Annotated in this window: 16 protein-coding genes; 11 read left to right on the forward strand and 5 right to left on the reverse strand. The window is 41.3% G+C overall.

The genetic code is table 11. The features are described from left to right. Positions 1–31 precede the first annotated feature (31 nt). The gene (gene kdsA, locus GQR89_RS09890) at positions 32–883 is read left to right on the forward strand and encodes a 3-deoxy-8-phosphooctulonate synthase (protein ID WP_158769891.1); all 852 of its coding nucleotides are present in this window, start codon (positions 32–34) and stop codon (positions 881–883) included. 103 nt (positions 884–986) lie between these two features. On the opposite strand, the gene GQR89_RS09895 is transcribed toward kdsA, so the two are convergent. Then, positions 987–1,274: a hypothetical protein gene (locus GQR89_RS09895; protein WP_158769892.1), complete on the reverse strand. Its 288-nt coding sequence runs from the start codon at positions 1,272–1,274 to the stop codon at positions 987–989. A 219-nt stretch (positions 1,275–1,493) separates the two neighbouring features. On the opposite strand from GQR89_RS09895, the gene GQR89_RS09900 reads away from it, so the two are divergent. From GQR89_RS09900 to GQR89_RS09945, 10 genes are all read left to right on the forward strand, one after another. Continuing rightward, positions 1,494–2,405 (forward strand): transcriptional regulator GcvA, encoded by a 912-nt coding sequence (locus GQR89_RS09900; RefSeq protein WP_158769893.1) that lies wholly within the window; start codon positions 1,494–1,496, stop codon positions 2,403–2,405. Beyond that, positions 2,389–3,024: an alpha/beta family hydrolase gene (locus GQR89_RS09905; protein WP_158769894.1), complete on the forward strand. Its 636-nt coding sequence runs from the start codon at positions 2,389–2,391 to the stop codon at positions 3,022–3,024. Before GQR89_RS09900 ends, GQR89_RS09905 begins: the two co-directional genes overlap by 17 nt. Positions 3,025–3,065: 41 nt before the next feature. Next, a complete protein-coding gene (locus tag GQR89_RS09910) occupies positions 3,066–3,437 on the forward strand; it encodes a DUF423 domain-containing protein (RefSeq protein WP_158769895.1) in 372 nt (123 codons plus the stop codon). A 3-nt stretch (positions 3,438–3,440) separates the two neighbouring features. Beyond that, entirely contained in the window at positions 3,441–4,511 is a 1,071-nt protein-coding gene (gene rlmM / locus GQR89_RS09915; RefSeq protein ID WP_158769896.1) for a 23S rRNA (cytidine(2498)-2'-O)-methyltransferase RlmM, read from the forward strand. 167 nt (positions 4,512–4,678) lie between these two features. Further along, positions 4,679–5,200, forward strand: coding sequence for a Negative modulator of initiation of replication (locus tag GQR89_RS09920; protein ID WP_158769897.1), 522 nt, complete (start codon positions 4,679–4,681; stop codon positions 5,198–5,200). 13 nt (positions 5,201–5,213) lie between these two features. Further along, positions 5,214–6,863 (forward strand): phosphoglucomutase (alpha-D-glucose-1,6-bisphosphate-dependent), encoded by a 1,650-nt coding sequence (gene pgm / locus GQR89_RS09925; RefSeq protein ID WP_158769898.1) that lies wholly within the window; start codon positions 5,214–5,216, stop codon positions 6,861–6,863. 209 nt (positions 6,864–7,072) lie between these two features. Continuing rightward, positions 7,073–9,565, forward strand: coding sequence for a glycogen/starch/alpha-glucan phosphorylase (locus GQR89_RS09930; RefSeq protein WP_199271402.1), 2,493 nt, complete (start codon positions 7,073–7,075; stop codon positions 9,563–9,565). A gap of 160 nt (positions 9,566–9,725) precedes the next feature. Further along, positions 9,726–11,063, forward strand: a complete 1,338-nt coding sequence (locus GQR89_RS09935) for a bifunctional diguanylate cyclase/phosphodiesterase (RefSeq protein WP_158769899.1) — start codon at positions 9,726–9,728, stop codon at positions 11,061–11,063. A gap of 63 nt (positions 11,064–11,126) precedes the next feature. Continuing rightward, the gene (gene astE, locus GQR89_RS09940; RefSeq protein ID WP_158769900.1) at positions 11,127–12,179 is read left to right on the forward strand and encodes a succinylglutamate desuccinylase; all 1,053 of its coding nucleotides are present in this window, start codon (positions 11,127–11,129) and stop codon (positions 12,177–12,179) included. A 108-nt stretch (positions 12,180–12,287) separates the two neighbouring features. Then, positions 12,288–12,614: a heavy metal-binding domain-containing protein gene (locus GQR89_RS09945; RefSeq protein ID WP_158769901.1), complete on the forward strand. Its 327-nt coding sequence runs from the start codon at positions 12,288–12,290 to the stop codon at positions 12,612–12,614. A gap of 190 nt (positions 12,615–12,804) precedes the next feature. On the opposite strand, the gene GQR89_RS09950 is transcribed toward GQR89_RS09945, so the two are convergent. From GQR89_RS09950 to GQR89_RS09965, 4 genes are read right to left on the reverse strand one after another with little or no spacing between them, the layout of a single operon-like run. Then, positions 12,805–12,963: a DUF2897 family protein gene (locus tag GQR89_RS09950; protein ID WP_158769902.1), complete on the reverse strand. Its 159-nt coding sequence runs from the start codon at positions 12,961–12,963 to the stop codon at positions 12,805–12,807. A gap of 33 nt (positions 12,964–12,996) precedes the next feature. Further along, positions 12,997–13,677, reverse strand: coding sequence for a M15 family metallopeptidase (locus GQR89_RS09955; RefSeq protein ID WP_158769903.1), 681 nt, complete (start codon positions 13,675–13,677; stop codon positions 12,997–12,999). Beyond that, positions 13,674–14,804, reverse strand: coding sequence for a succinyl-diaminopimelate desuccinylase (dapE, locus tag GQR89_RS09960; RefSeq protein WP_158769904.1), 1,131 nt, complete (start codon positions 14,802–14,804; stop codon positions 13,674–13,676). The genes GQR89_RS09955 and dapE overlap by 4 nt, the downstream gene beginning before the upstream one ends. Next, positions 14,801–15,145 (reverse strand): ArsC family reductase, encoded by a 345-nt coding sequence (locus GQR89_RS09965; protein ID WP_199271403.1) that lies wholly within the window; start codon positions 15,143–15,145, stop codon positions 14,801–14,803. Before GQR89_RS09965 ends, dapE begins: the two co-directional genes overlap by 4 nt. Positions 15,146–15,320 lie beyond the last annotated feature (175 nt).

The following is a 15,320-nucleotide window of genomic DNA, read 5'->3' on the forward strand; positions in this document are numbered from 1 at the left end:
TGCGTCTTAGGATATTTCAAAGGCTCAATAAATGAACAACTTACATGCTATTTCAATTGGTGATATTCAAGTAGCCAACAATAAACCATTCGTACTTTTTGGTGGAATGAATGTATTAGAATCCCGTGATATGGCTATGCGCATCGCAGAGCATTATAAAGAAATTACCAGTAAACTTGGCATCCCTTACGTTTTCAAAGCATCATTTGATAAAGCAAATCGCTCATCTGTGAACTCTTATCGGGGACCGGGCATGGAAAAAGGCCTAGAGATTTTTGCTGAAATTAAAGCGGCTTTCGATGTCCCCCTGATTACAGATGTGCACGAAGTTGCTCAAGCCGCTCCAGTAGCGGAAGTTGTCGATGTGATCCAATTACCGGCCTTTTTAGCACGTCAAACAGATCTTGTCGTGGCAATGGCGAAAACCAACGCCATCATCAATGTCAAAAAACCACAGTTTTTGGCGCCTCACGAAATGCGCCACATCATTAATAAATTCATGGAAGCAGGTAACGACAAAATCATCCTGTGTGAACGAGGTTCAAGCTTTGGTTATAACAATTTAGTAGTCGACATGCTGGGAATGGACGAAATGAAGCAATATGCTCCCGTGATATTCGATGCCACGCATGCATTGCAAAAGCCTGGTGGAAGAACAGATTCTGCTGATGGACGACGTGCACAAGCTGCACAGTTAGCGCGAAGTGGAATGGCACTTGGTCTAGCGGGTTTATTTATTGAGGCGCATCCTAACCCAAATGAAGCAAAGTGTGATGGACCCTGTGCCTTGTCCTTGGACAAACTAGAACCTTATTTACAGCAGATGCTTGCGTTAGATGAGTTAGTGAAGGGGTTCGCACCACTGGATACCAGTGCAAATTAGTAAATAGCGCAGGGCGGAGAGGTTTTGGGCATATGGGATGTATTCCATATACCCAGAACGTCTAGATAATAATACGTTAATGCTTTAAATGATTAACCTAGGGTTATTCTGATAACGTCGCAGTTTGTGGGGCGTTGCCACCACGTTCTTTATTAGCTAAGGCAACAGCTTGTTGACCCTGAGCGTTAAGGCTCTCTTCAAGACTCGCAATGATTTTGTTTAATCCTTGCGAACTGTTGCTGCTGCTAATGTCTGCTAACATGCTTTGAAGACTAGCTTCGATTTGCTCGCTAACGTACATAGAGGTAAGGTCGAATTCTTGGGCAAAAGACTGTTGACTGAATACTAATGCAAATAAACTGCTTAAAACTAAATTTTTACGATTTTTCATGATTGTCACCTAAAGTATATTAATGTTTTATGTAAACATGTTCACCTAAATGTTAAATAAACACGCATTATGTTAACCCTTGTTTTAAAAGGGCTTTTATCTTTGACGGATTAAATAATATACAATTTTGACGAGTTAATAAAATGACAATAACTATCGTGATGGATTAGAAAAACTAATGGTGATACAATTTTATGAAATTCACCCTTCAGTAGATTTATGAGTCGCAGATTACCTCCTCTTAATGCGTTGAAAGCGTTTGAAGCCGCTGCGCGTCATTTGAGCTTTACACGAGCTGCAGATGAATTATTTGTTACTCAAGCCGCGGTGAGCCACCAAATAAAATCGCTAGAAGAATTTTTATCAATGAAATTGTTTATGCGTAAAAACCGCTCTTTGTTGCTTACTGAAGAAGGACAGAGTTATTACCTCGATTTAAAAGATATTTTTCAAGCGATGCATGAAGCAACGCAGCGGCTGCTAGCCAGAGGTGAAAAAGGGGCTATTACCGTTGCTTTACCTCCCAGCTTTGCTATTCAATGGTTAGTGCCGCGTTTGAATCAGTTCAGTCAATCAAACCCTGATATTGATATACGAATAAAAGCAGTGGACTTCGATGAAGGCTTTTTAACAGACGATGTTGATGTTGCTATTTATTATGGTCGCGGGAAGTGGCCCAATGTATATGCGCAAAAACTGCATACTGAATATTTAACACCTGTTTGTTCACCGTTGTTATTTCAAGGTCAAAAACCTTTAGATAAGCTAGAGGATTTGCGTCATCATTTATTGCTCCATGACTCGTCACGAGAGGCTTGGAAGAATTGGATTAAACACTTTAAGATCCCAGGCATCAATGTTAACCAAGGCGCGATTTTTAGCCATTCCATGTTAGTTCTACAAGCTGCAGCTTTAGGTCAGGGGATTGCGCTTGGTCATAGTGTGCTTGCACGCCCAGAAATAGAGTCAGGTCGTTTGGTCTGTCCTTTTGATGAACGCTTGATTGCGACAAACGCGTATTATGCGGTTTGCCACCAATCACAGGCCGATTTGGGTAAAATAGTGGCTTTCTTTCAATGGTTGCAAAGCCAAGTGCAAGATGAGCAGGAAGACGATGACTTTAATCAATAAAGCCCAAGAGCCTATAGCGCAATTGGTGTTAGCGCACGGCGCTGGCGCTAACATGAACAGTGATTTTATGGCCTTAGTCGCGGCGTTATTTTCACAGCGGCAAATATCTGTTATCCGTTTTGATTTTGAATATATGCAAAAATCGGCTGCATTAAATAGGCGACAACCTCCCGATAGAATGCCAAAATTGCTGTCTTACTTCAGTCATGTTCTTGAGGGGCTCGAATCGTCTTTGCCACTTTTCATTGGTGGTAAGTCCATGGGTGGGCGAGTGGCCACCATGTTACTTGAAGAGTCTAGCGCCATTGCAGCTGTCTGTTTGGGCTACCCGTTTCATCCGCCCGGTAAACTGGATAAATTGCGCACAGAGCATCTATATTCATTGCACAAGCCATTGCTGGTCGTACAGGGCAGTCGTGACACCTTTGGTACACAAGAGGAAGTGACTGACTATGGACTTCCTGAAAACATTGAAACTATTTTTATGGCGGATGGAGATCATAGCTTTAAACCGCGAAAAAAATCTGGATTTACGCAAGAGCAACACATTATTAGTGCAATCGATGCCAGCGCTGAATTTATTCGTCAACAACTGGTGATGCAAAAGTTACAGTCATAATATATCGACTCCTTGATATATTTGAACGAAGGGACATCAGTATGAAGATTTATTTAGTCATTGGTGCGTTTAGTGCCATGCTAGCGGTTATATTGGGAGCGTTCGCAGCCCATGGCCTTAAAAATCAGTTATCCGATAACCTACTTGGTGTATTCCAAACTGGTGTGCAATATCAGATGTACCATAGCCTAGGTTTAATTTTGTTGGTTTTGGTTGCGCAGATTATGCCTAGTCCTCAACTTGCATGGTCGGCAGCATTCATGACCACGGGGATCTTGTTATTCAGCGGTAGTCTATATCTATTGGCCATTACCGGTATTAAATGGTTTGGTCCAATTACGCCAATCGGTGGTCTGTGCTTTATTATTGCATGGGCCATATTCATATTTACAGCAGTTAAAGGGTTAAAATAATTAATGGCGGGTTTAGCATTATATTGTCGTACAGGCTTTGAGAAAGACTTAGCGAATGAAGTAATTGAAAAGAGTGCCGCCCTCAACGTTTTTGGCTATCCAGAGCTAAAGGTCAATAGCGGCTTAGTGCTATTTCATTGTTATCAAGCAGAAGAAGCAGATAAGTTAGTTAAATCGTTGGCGTTGACTAGTTTGATCTTCGCGCGTCAGATATTTGCATTCAGCGAGCGGTGTGAAGCGTTAGATACGAACGACCGTATAGGCCCTATTCTTGACGCTTGTATTGAATTTCCCCAATGTGGAGAATTACGAGTAGAACATGCAGACAGTACAGATGGCCGAGAAATATCAAAATTCTGCCGTAAGATAAGTGTACCACTTAGGCAAACGTTACGTGCAAAAGGTATTTTAACACCACTAGAACACAATAAACTTCCCGTATGTCATGTTTATTTTCAGGATAGTACTACCGCTATCGTGGGTTATTCGTATCCACAAAATAACTCGCCTTATCCATTAGGCATTCTACGTCTTAAGTTCCCAAATGAAGCTCCTAGTCGTTCAACGCTAAAGTTAGACGAGGCATTTCATTTATTTATCCCTAAAAAAGAGCATGGAAAGCGTTTATCTGGCGGATTACATGCGGTTGATTTAGGCGCTTGTCCGGGCGGGTGGACTTATCAGTTGGTTAAACGAGGAATGTTTGTTGAAGCGGTGGACAATGGCGCAATGGATGAAGCATTAATGGCCACGGGACAAGTGCGGTATTGTCCTGAAGATGGCTTTAAATTCCAACCTCGTCGTAATAATGTGTACTGGTTAGTCTGCGACATGATTGAGCAGCCTCAACGGGTGGCAAAATTAATCGCGACTTGGGTCGCAACTAAACGTTGCCAAGAAAGTATATTCAATCTTAAGCTACCGATGAAAAAACGCTATGAATCAGTACAAGAAGCCTTGGCGATAATCGACCAATGTATTGAACAACATCATGCTGGGCCTTATGATTTAAGTGTGAAACATTTATACCATGACCGAGAAGAAGTGACCGTTCATCTAAGATTAAAGCCTTAATTGTCATATGATAAGTGGTCAGGTGAACGAGTTAAAAGACTTAAAAACAATAGCTTAAGCTGCTTGTATTGAACGATTAAAATTGTATTAAGCCAGAATTAATCAGTGCGCAGACGTTAGCTATCAGTATAATAATGAACAGAACATAGACAGTGTAGTGACATTAAATGAAGAACATTGAAATAGAAGATGATTTATACGCTTATATAGCGTCACAGACTCAACATATAGGTGAGACGGCATCAGATATATTACGTCGTATCGTCATGCCAGAAAATGGTATACAAAAACCAACGTTAAAAACTGCGGTCAGTGTGCCCACGGCGCCTAGCGGAAACGTTTTTACTCAGGTTACCACTGAACAATTGCTTGAATACCCTAAAATGGTAGAACGTTTTTTGAAAATTTTATCGGTACTTGAAAGCATCCACGGTGCCCAATTCGATGAAGTACTCACGCTAAGTGGCAGAAATAGAGTGTACTTTGCTAAAGACAAAGACACCTTGTTACAAGCCAGCAGTGTGACAAACCCAAAACAGATAGGCGAATCTGAATTTTGGGTCATGACCAACAACAATACGGCTAAAAAAGCATCGCTTATTAAAGAAGTCGCTGAAGTATTAGGCTACAGCTCTAATGATGCTCAACGTTTAGCCGTGTTATTCGCCCCGGAATTATATGAAGACTAACTAAAGGATCTATATGGCTATTCACTCAGAAGCAGGTAAACCAGCATCACAAGAACAACTCGTAAACGTTGCTCAATTAATTAGTGCCTATTACAGCAATAAACCTGACAAAAGTGACGTGAGCCAAGCGGTTACTTTTGGTACATCTGGACATCGCGGAAGTTCTTTTAAAAGTACTTTCACTGATACCCATATTGCAGCAATTAGCCAAGCATTAGCAGAATACCGTCAAGCCAATAATATCAATGGTCCGATGTATGTGGGCATGGATACACACGCACTTTCAGAAGCCGCATTTACGACCGCAATCGAAGTGCTGGCTGCTAATGAGGTCAAGTTAGTTGTTCAATTAGACCGAGGCTATACACCTACCCCTGTGATCAGCCATGCAATTCTTGGGTATAACGAAGGTAAAACGTCAGGTTTGTCTGATGGCGTTGTGATTACACCTTCGCATAATCCACCGGAAGACGGAGGTTTCAAATATAATCCTCCTCATGGCGGTCCTGCCGACAGTGATGTTACGAATCTTATCCAAGCAAGAGCAAACGAGTTGATTCAAGCTGATTTACAAGGTGTGAAACGCATGTCATATCAAGTGGCGTACGACACTGGCTTAGTTCAAGAAGTCGACTTCTCTGATGATTATATAGCGCAACTTGATCAAGTCATTGACATGGAAGCCATTGCCAAGGCTGGTTTAAAGCTTGGAACTGATCCACTAGGTGGTGCAGGTCTTTATTATTGGGATAAAATATCCAAGCGATATGGCCTTAATATTGAAGTGGTTAATCTTAAAGTTGATCAACAATTCGGGTTTATGCACCGTGATAAAGATGGCAAGTTACGCATGGACTGCTCTTCACCTTATGCTATGGCGGGGTTAATTGATCTAAAAGACCGATTCGATTTAGCGTTTGGTAATGATCCCGACTTTGATCGTCACGGTATCGTGACCAAAACAGCCGGTTTGATGAATCCTAACCATTATCTTGCTGTGGCAATTGAGTATTTATATTCTCATCGAAAAGATTGGCCTGCTGGCTTAAAGGTAGGAAAAACCCTTGTTTCTAGCAGTATGATTGACCGTGTTGCACAAGATGGAGGGTTAACTGTTGCTGAGATGCCGGTAGGATTTAAGTGGTTTGTTCAAGGAATGCTCAACAGCGAATTTGGCTTTGCTGGTGAAGAAAGCGCCGGTGGCATATTTTTACGACGCAACGGCAAGCCGTGGGCGACAGATAAAGACGGTATCATTCTGTGTTTGTTAGCGGCAGAGATATTGGCTGTTACGGGTAAAGATCCAAGCGAACATTATCAAACACTTACTGAAAAATTTGGTTCACCTTTGTACACGCGTATCGATGTGCCAGCAACTCATGCTCAAAAACAAGCACTGAGTAAAGCAGACAAAAATGCGATTACGTCAACCGAGTTAGCAGGGGAGCCTATTGTTTCTATACAGACACACGCGTCTGGAAACAACGCTGCGATTGGTGGCGTTAAAGTTGCTACTGAGAATGGTTGGTTTGCTGCTCGTCCTTCAGGAACCGAAGAAATATATAAAATTTACGCAGAGAGCTTTAATGGTGAAAAGCACTTACAACTTTTGATCGATGAAGCACAAAAACTTGTGGCGCGTATATTTGCAAACGTTACGTGATATTTATGTAAACTAAATGTTTTTTAATAAACATTGAAAGGTGGTTGAATACGTATTCAACCGCCTTTTTTGTTTTGTTAACATTATTTTAACAGAATATTTCCGATTTACCTGCTAAAACTATCCTCAGTTTACTTTTGTAATTTTATTACGAGTTTTATCGTTAGGATATTAACCGTTTTATAACATGTATGGATTGAGGTAACACAATGACCGTAAAACCTGTGAAGCGCACCCCCAAGAAAGCTGCGGCAAGTCCCGCAGGGCTCAATAAAAACGAACTGAAGGCGGCTATCGTCAAGCATTTACATTGTTCTTTGGGTACAGACGAAAACAAAGCGAATAATCATGCATGGTGGAAGGCTACCTGTGCTTCTGTGCAAGAACATGTGCTCGAAGGGCTGCGTAAAACACAAAAATCTCATTATATGAATGATACTCGTGCCGTTCATTATTTTTCAGCTGAATTTTTAATGGGTCGGTTAACCTCGAACAACTTACATAATTTAGGCCTTTTTGAACCGACTGAAAAAGCATTAAATGAATTAGGCGTAAACCTAACGGACATTATGGAAGAAGAGCAAGATATGGCCTTGGGCAACGGCGGCTTGGGACGTCTTGCCGCATGTTTTATAGACTCACTTGCTACCCTAGATTTGCCTGCTGTCGGTTACGGTTTGCATTACGAGCATGGTTTGTTTCGTCAAGAAATACAAAATGGTGAACAAATAGAACGTCCGGACAGCTGGCGTGATTACGGAAATCCTTGGGAGATTTGCCGTCCTGAATCTATTCAAGACATTCCGTTATTTGGATATGTTGAAACAAAATACGGTGAAAATGGCCGTATAAATAAAGAATGGCACCCAGGACTTATCGTAAAAGGCTTACCGTGGGATATTCCGGTAGTAGGGTACGGCGGTAAGACGGTAAACGTTTTGCGTTTATGGCAAAGCCAAGCATCAGATTATTTTAACTGGGATGTGTTTAATGCAGGGGGGTATGTTGATGCCCAAAAAGAAAATGTTCAAGCCGAAACGATCTCAAAAGTATTGTATCCCAATGATGAAACGGAAGTCGGTAAAGAGCTACGCCTTATTCAACAATACTTTTTCAGCGCATGTTCACTAAAGGATATCATTCGTCGTTATAAACGTGCTCATGGTGATGATTGGAGTCGTTTTTCAGAGCAAGTTGTTATCCAGCTTAACGACACACATCCTGCCGTAGCCATCCCGGAACTTATGCGTATATTGATCGATCGAGCGGAGCTTGATTGGGAATATGCCTGGAGTATTTGTAGCAAAACATTTGCTTATACCAACCATACTTTACTGCCTGAGGCATTAGAGAAATGGCCTGCTCGTATGTTTGAAAAAATATTGCCACGCCATTTAGAAATCATTTATGAAATCAATCATAGGTTTATGGATGAAGTAGATGCTGTATGGCCGGGTAATAATGCTATTAAACAGAAGTTGTCCATTATCGAAGAGGGTAATGAAAAAATGGTCCGCATGGGTAACTTATCGGTTATTGGGTCCTTTGCGGTCAATGGCGTAGCAGAAATCCACTCTGAATTAGTGAAAAAAGATCTCTTCCCAGAGTTTAACAAAATGTGGCCTGGTAAATTGACCAACGTAACAAACGGAATTACTCCACGTCGCTGGTTAAAGGCTTGTAATCCTGCGTTGTCTCACTTGATTGATGGGAAAATCGGCCAAGATTGGCCATTACATCTAGATAAGTTACAAGATCTGGCTAAGTTTGCCGATGATGCTAAATTTCAAAAACAGTTTATGAATATTAAGCACGACAACAAGGTAAAACTGACGCAAGAAGTGCTTAAGCTAACAGGGATAGAAATTGATCCAAGCGCAATATTTGATATTCAAATTAAGCGATTACATGAATACAAGCGTCAACATTTAAACCTTTTGCATATCATGGCCTTGTACCGTCGCTTATTAGCCAACCCTAACTATGACATACATCCAAGGGTATTTTTGTTTGGTGCTAAAGCAGCGCCCGGCTATAAATTGGCTAAGGACATTATATTTGCGATCAACAAAGTAGCAGACAAGATAAACAATGACCATCGCGTTAATCATAAATTAAAGGTTGTTTTCCTACCAAATTATCGTGTGAGTTTAGCTGAGAAAATGATACCCGCAGCGGACATTTCTGAGCAAATATCGACAGCAGGTAAAGAGGCCTCAGGCACAGGTAACATGAAGTTATCTTTAAATGGAGCGCTAACCGTTGGCACGTTAGATGGTGCGAATATTGAAATTGCTGAGGAAGTAGGCGACGAGAACATCTTTATATTTGGCCTGACAGTCAATGAAATAGAAGCGCTTGAACTAAAGGGCTACAACCCGTTTGACTATTACGACAACAATAGTGAACTCAAAGCGGTTCTTGATTGGTTAGACAGTGACTACTTTACCCCGGGCAAGCCTGGTGCTTTGTCTTCATTAAAGCGCAGTATGCTAGAAGGTGGTGACCCTTATAAGGTACTGGCGGATTTCGCTTCATACAGCGACGCCCAAGCGCTTGCTGATAAAGCCTATAAAGACAAAGACAGATGGGCGAAGATGGCTATTTTAAATACGGCGCGTATGGGTAAATTTACCTCTGACCGTTCTATTAAGGATTATGTAGAACGTATCTGGAAACTTACACCCTGCCAAGTGGAATAGTAATATAGCTTTAGTACTTTTAACGACAGAATGGCTTTAACCCCAGCCATTTTCCTGTAGACTAAGGTCGTATATGGAAAGCTCAAAGTGAATTTTGGGCTTTTATTCCTATTAAAAATAGACACTTAGTGTCTGAAGTATTTGGGGTTCATATAGCTGCATGATACCAGTCCATGATTCGTTACGAACGTTACCTAATCGTCATGTGTTCTTAAAACAAATTGACGAAATGCTTAAGAGCCATCCTCATCACTCTATGCTGTTAATTGATGTGGTACGCTTTTCCGACGTCAGTAGTAGTTTTGGTTATGAACTCGGTGACGAATTGCTGCTCAATATAGCTAACCGTATAAGTTATTTGTTCGCTGGTCATGATGCGCATCTAGGGCGTATCAGTGGCGATATTTTTGGTTTGGTAATACCCGGTAAGTTTAGCCAGGTGCAGTTACAGCGTTTCTATATTCATCTTATCGAACATTTCAAGACGCCAATCGCAGTGGGTGACCATTCTTTTATTGCAGATTTTAATGTAGGCGGAGTGTCGAATGAAGAGTCTGAAATAGCAGCCAGTCAGTTTTTCACTCGAGTAGAAGCCGCACTTAAACAAGCTAAGCAAAATCGTTACGATAATTTCTGTTATATGAGCTTAATTGATAAGCCAGATAACAGCAGATCAATCACCTTAAAGGCAGACTTAAAACGTGCTTTAGCCCAAGAAGAGCTTGAGATTTATTACCAGCCAAAAGTTAATCTACGTACGTTACAAATTACAGGGGCTGAGTGTTTATTGCGCTGGAATCATCCGCTTGACGGAATTTTGTTTCCAGGCGCATTAATCGAAGCTGCTGAATCATACAATATGATGAACGAAATGGGCTACTGGGTATTAGAGGCTGCATTTAAAGGAGCTAAACACCTTTGCGATCTCAATATACACTTAAAGCTATCCGTTAATATGTCACCGACACAACTTTACGATCCTAACTTTGTCGATCAGTTAGCTGAGTTTGCACGTATATATGAAGTTGACTTGCGCCGGATTGAAATTGAATTAACCGAGGATGTGGCGCTCTCTAATTCCTTTGTGGTGACATCACAACTTACTCAAATCCGCGCACTGGGTGTATCTGTGGCCATAGATGACTTTGGAAAAGGCTATTCCAATCTCGCTTATATGCGCAATATAGAATTGGACACCATAAAAATAGATAAAACGTTTGTTATGGAATTAGCCGAAAGTCCAATTAACCGAGCCGTAATTGAGGCGTCTAAATTGATCGCTACAGCAGCGAAGTGTGAAGTCGTTGCTGAGGGAATTGAAAATATTCATCAACTCCATATATTGCGTGAAATAGGCATTGTGGAAGGGCAAGGCTTTTTATTTTCCCGTGCTGTGCCATTGGAAGACTTTATCACGTTAACCCATCAAGATTTTATGGTCGGTAATTCTCATGTGCGTTCAGTTGATTCTGCTAAGTCAGTAAGTCATTTCAATTAGCCACTGGCCTTTGTATTATACGAATATTAAAGGTATAGGACAGTCGAGTCATATAGAGCATTTATGCAAATACAAGATATCAATGCAATGATTAATCATTTACGTGAGACAGGGCAGTTTTTAGCACTGTCGCGCAGTCAACCTACTGTGTTCAAAGAGGGTACAACCTTTTCATTAGATAATGGTACAAAGGTGAACGTACTAGGGCCTGGTGTTCTTTCTTTTACACCACAGGTACCAAGTGGTAAAGCCATCGTTCTGTCGAGTGGGATCCATGGAAATGAAACTGCGCCCATTGAGATATGTGAAAAATACGTAGTCGATATTTTGATGGAGAAAATAACCGTAGCCCATAGAGTACTGTTTATCTTTGGTAATTTACCCGCTATGGATAGTGCCACGCGGTTTATCGATGAAAATTTGAATCGCCTGTTTAGTGGTGCACATACACGCCCTGAAGTGAATCAAAATAGCTATGAATGCTCAAGAGCAAAAGAATTAGAACAATTCGTCAGTCATTTTTTTATGGCTGGGGATCATTCAGAAGAACGTTATCACTATGATTTGCACACGGCTATTCGTCCCTCGAAGAATGAAAAATTTGCTGTATATCCCTATCTCCATGGCAAAGCCCATAGTAAAGAACAGTTAAGTTTTTTGCTTGCCTGTGGCGTTGATACTTTTTTACTTTCTGGTAGTACAACGACTACCTTTAGTTATTACTCTTCGCAAAAGTTTGACGCTCACGCTTTTACTGTAGAGCTGGGTAAAGTGCAGCCATTTGGACATAATGATATGTCACGCTTTAGTCAAGTTAGAGACACTATGGAACGCTTTATTTGCGGACGAAGCATTGAGAGTAAACCATTTAAAAATAGCGATTTTTCAATCTATCAAGTGAATCAGGTGATCAATAAAAGTCAGCATGACTTTACCTTGGATTTTTCTGATGATTTACCAAATTTTAGCGATTTTCCAGCGGGTACACTATTGGCTCATGAGACAGGGGCTGAGTATCGCACGGCTCACGATGGCGAAGCGGTTGTGTTTCCTAATGCAAACGTGGCAATTGGCCAACGCGCAATTTTAACGGTTATTCCTACAACGCTAAATTGATTAGCGGTGGTTTTGTTACAAATATGTGTAAAAGCACAATACGTAATCACCAGATTTTTTGCTAACGTTGGTACTAAGTAGTCAATTCACTAAAACAAGGATAGCAACATGATAATGACAACAACCCCGAGCATTGAAGGGAAAAAAATTGAGCGTTATTGCGGCATTGTTGTGGGGGAAGCAGTAATGGGCGCAAATGTATTTAAAGATATCTTCGCCGCTATTCGGGATGTCGTCGGTGGACGCTCAGGTGCGTATGAAGATGAGTTAACTAACGCCCGACAAATTGGATTTCGTGAACTAGAAGCAGAAGCGCGTGCAATGGGTGCAAATGCCGTTGTTGGAATCGATATTGATTACGAAGTAGTTGGTAAGGGCGGCAGTATGTTGATGGTAAGTATCAGTGGAACCGCCGTAAAGTGTGATGATCTTTAGCTAACTACTATAGCTGATTGATCCCATGATTTAACATGTGGCGGTGAATTTCCCTTTAGTAACTAGTTACTAGTCAATTAGCGGTGAACCTAAGACGTTTCAGCACGCACCAGTAGTCAACATTTGAGAACCGTTATTTAGGAAACGTTTATGATTCGGGAAATATATTTAGCCTATAGCGCACTGTCTACTACTTGCTTTCCCAGTCATCATCATCGTCAAAATTTTTATTGTTGTCTTTACTTGGCTTAGGTAACTTGGCTTTTGCACTTTGCTGCAATAAAAATATATTGCCGAGAATAAAGCCCAGTACGATAACGATGATGGCGACGACGATCCAAATATTCATGATTTATCCGATTGTTAGGCTGATGCGCATGATTTACGCATCTATGCCACGATTGAGTATGTACTTGTGATAAATCATTGGCAATCGACATAACACATAGTCTTGCCCGCTGATGGCTTCTTTGGTAATTAAAGCTTGTAACGCACCTAATGTTTGTAGTTGCTGTATCTTATGCGCCACAGGCTGAAAACTAATATGCCATGGTTCAGCTGAAACACCTCCATTATAAAAAGAGTAGGGCAGATAAAAATCAAATTTTTCGGCATTCCCAGTTAACCACTCACTAAGTGCACCACAAGGGCCATTGCGACTATATTCATCGGGCACGAGTTGTAATTTTTTACCTGAACGCTCTATGCCCCTACGGTCAAATATATCTAAGTCTGTGCCCCAGTGATGACGGCTTGCTCCAGGCAACGCAGACCATGTTAATATTGCGGCTAATTTTTTCTCTTCAGACAAGCTAGCGTTATCAAGCAAGCTACCATTAGACGAGTAAAGAGGCCGTAATCCCTGCCATTTCTGATCCCATATAAATTTCTGTCTCTCAAAGTTTCGATAGCTACTGGCAATGTTGATGTTAATGTTGTCTTTTTTAGCTGCTTTTTGCATCAACAGAAAAGCATTATAGGTTTGTTTTTCAAGGCGATGACCGTCTTGTGCTTCGCACAAGTGCGAAGCATCAAGACCTAACGCATGCTGAGTTGTTATCAAGCTAACAGCCTTTCTAGAATGCCTTCATAGATTTTTGCTAATTCAGCTAAATCGGTAATTTTGACATTTTCATCAATTTTGTGGATTGTCGCATTCACTGGTCCTAATTCAATAACTTGTGCGCCGGTAGGGGCAATAAAACGTCCGTCTGAGGTACCACCGGCAGTGGACAGTTGTGTTTCTCTGCCAGTGACTGCTTTTATAGCGCCTTTGGTTGCTTCAACTAATTTACCTGAATCGGTCAAAAAAGGTTGACCATTAAATGTCCAGTTAATGAGATAGTCAAAGTCGTACTTATCTAAGATACTTGTAACGCGCCCTATTAGTTGCTGGTCAGTCACTTCAGTAGAGAATCGAAAATTAAAACAAGCTGCTAAATCACCTGGGATGACATTTCCTGCACCGGTACCTGAGTTGATATTCGATACTTGAAAACTGGTCGGCGGGAATGAAGCATTACCGTTGTCCCAATGGGTATTCGCAAGCTCCGCAAATGCTGGGGCTGAAAGATGAATAGGATTTTTAGCTAAATGGGGATAGGCCACGTGGCCTTGAATACCCTTAATAGTAATATCTCCCGTTAACGAGCCTCGACGTCCATTTTTAACTACGTCACCGACTTCTTTGGTGCTCGATGGTTCTCCTACCAAACACCAAGTCATTTTCTCGTGCCGCTCTTCAAGTGTATCAATAACGCGAGTCGTGCCATTAATGAATGGACCTTCTTCGTCACTGGTAATCAGAAAGGCAATTGAACCACTGTGACTTGGGTACTTTGTCACAAACGCTTTAGTCGCGACTAGCATTGCTGCTAAACTTCCTTTCATATCGGCAGCGCCACGCCCATATATTTGACCATCGTGTTCAGTTGCTACAAACGGAGGGAATATCCATTTTTCGGCTGGGCCACTTGGCACTACATCTGTATGCCCAGCAAAGCAAAATAGGGGACCTGAATCGCCTTTTCGTGCCCACATATTAGTCGTATCTTCAAACACCATCGCCTCAATTTTGAACCCTAAAGGATTGAGATAATCTGCCATTAGTTGCTGACAGCCAGCGTCATTTGGTGTGACCGACTGACGGTTAATTAATTCTTTGGTTAGTGCTAATACTTCACAGCTCATTTAAACATCTCTTGGTATACGGCATCTTTAAATCCAACAATGTGATGGTCTTGATGGATCAGTAGGGGGCGCTTTATTATCGCAGGCGCTTCAAGCATCAAAGCGAGCGCAGTGTCTTTATTTAAGTTTTCCTTTTGCGCATCTGATAATTGACGGAATGTCGTACCGCGTTTATTCAAAAGCGTTTCCCAGCCCACAACGGATTCAACGTCCGCCAACCATTTAGGATCTAAACCATCGGCGCGATAGTCATGAAATTGATATTCTATATCATTCGAACTTAACCATTTTCGTGCCTTCTTAATGGTGTCGCAATTTTTTATACCGTACATAGTGGTCATTGTTTATTCATCACCTGATAATAGAACTTAGCCGTTAACTATAACGAGATTGGGCCGCTAGCGTAAAGAGGAAAACCAGTTTAGTCGTGAATTTGTCGCGAATATCCATCAGCTGTTTTTCTTTCGTTGATTTCACTATCGTTTCGTTATGAGGTAGTTGATTTTTATTGTGTAT

Origin of the sequence: Paraglaciecola sp. L1A13 (assembly GCF_009796745.1) — a bacterium.
Taxonomy (GTDB): Bacteria; Pseudomonadota; Gammaproteobacteria; order Enterobacterales; family Alteromonadaceae; genus Paraglaciecola.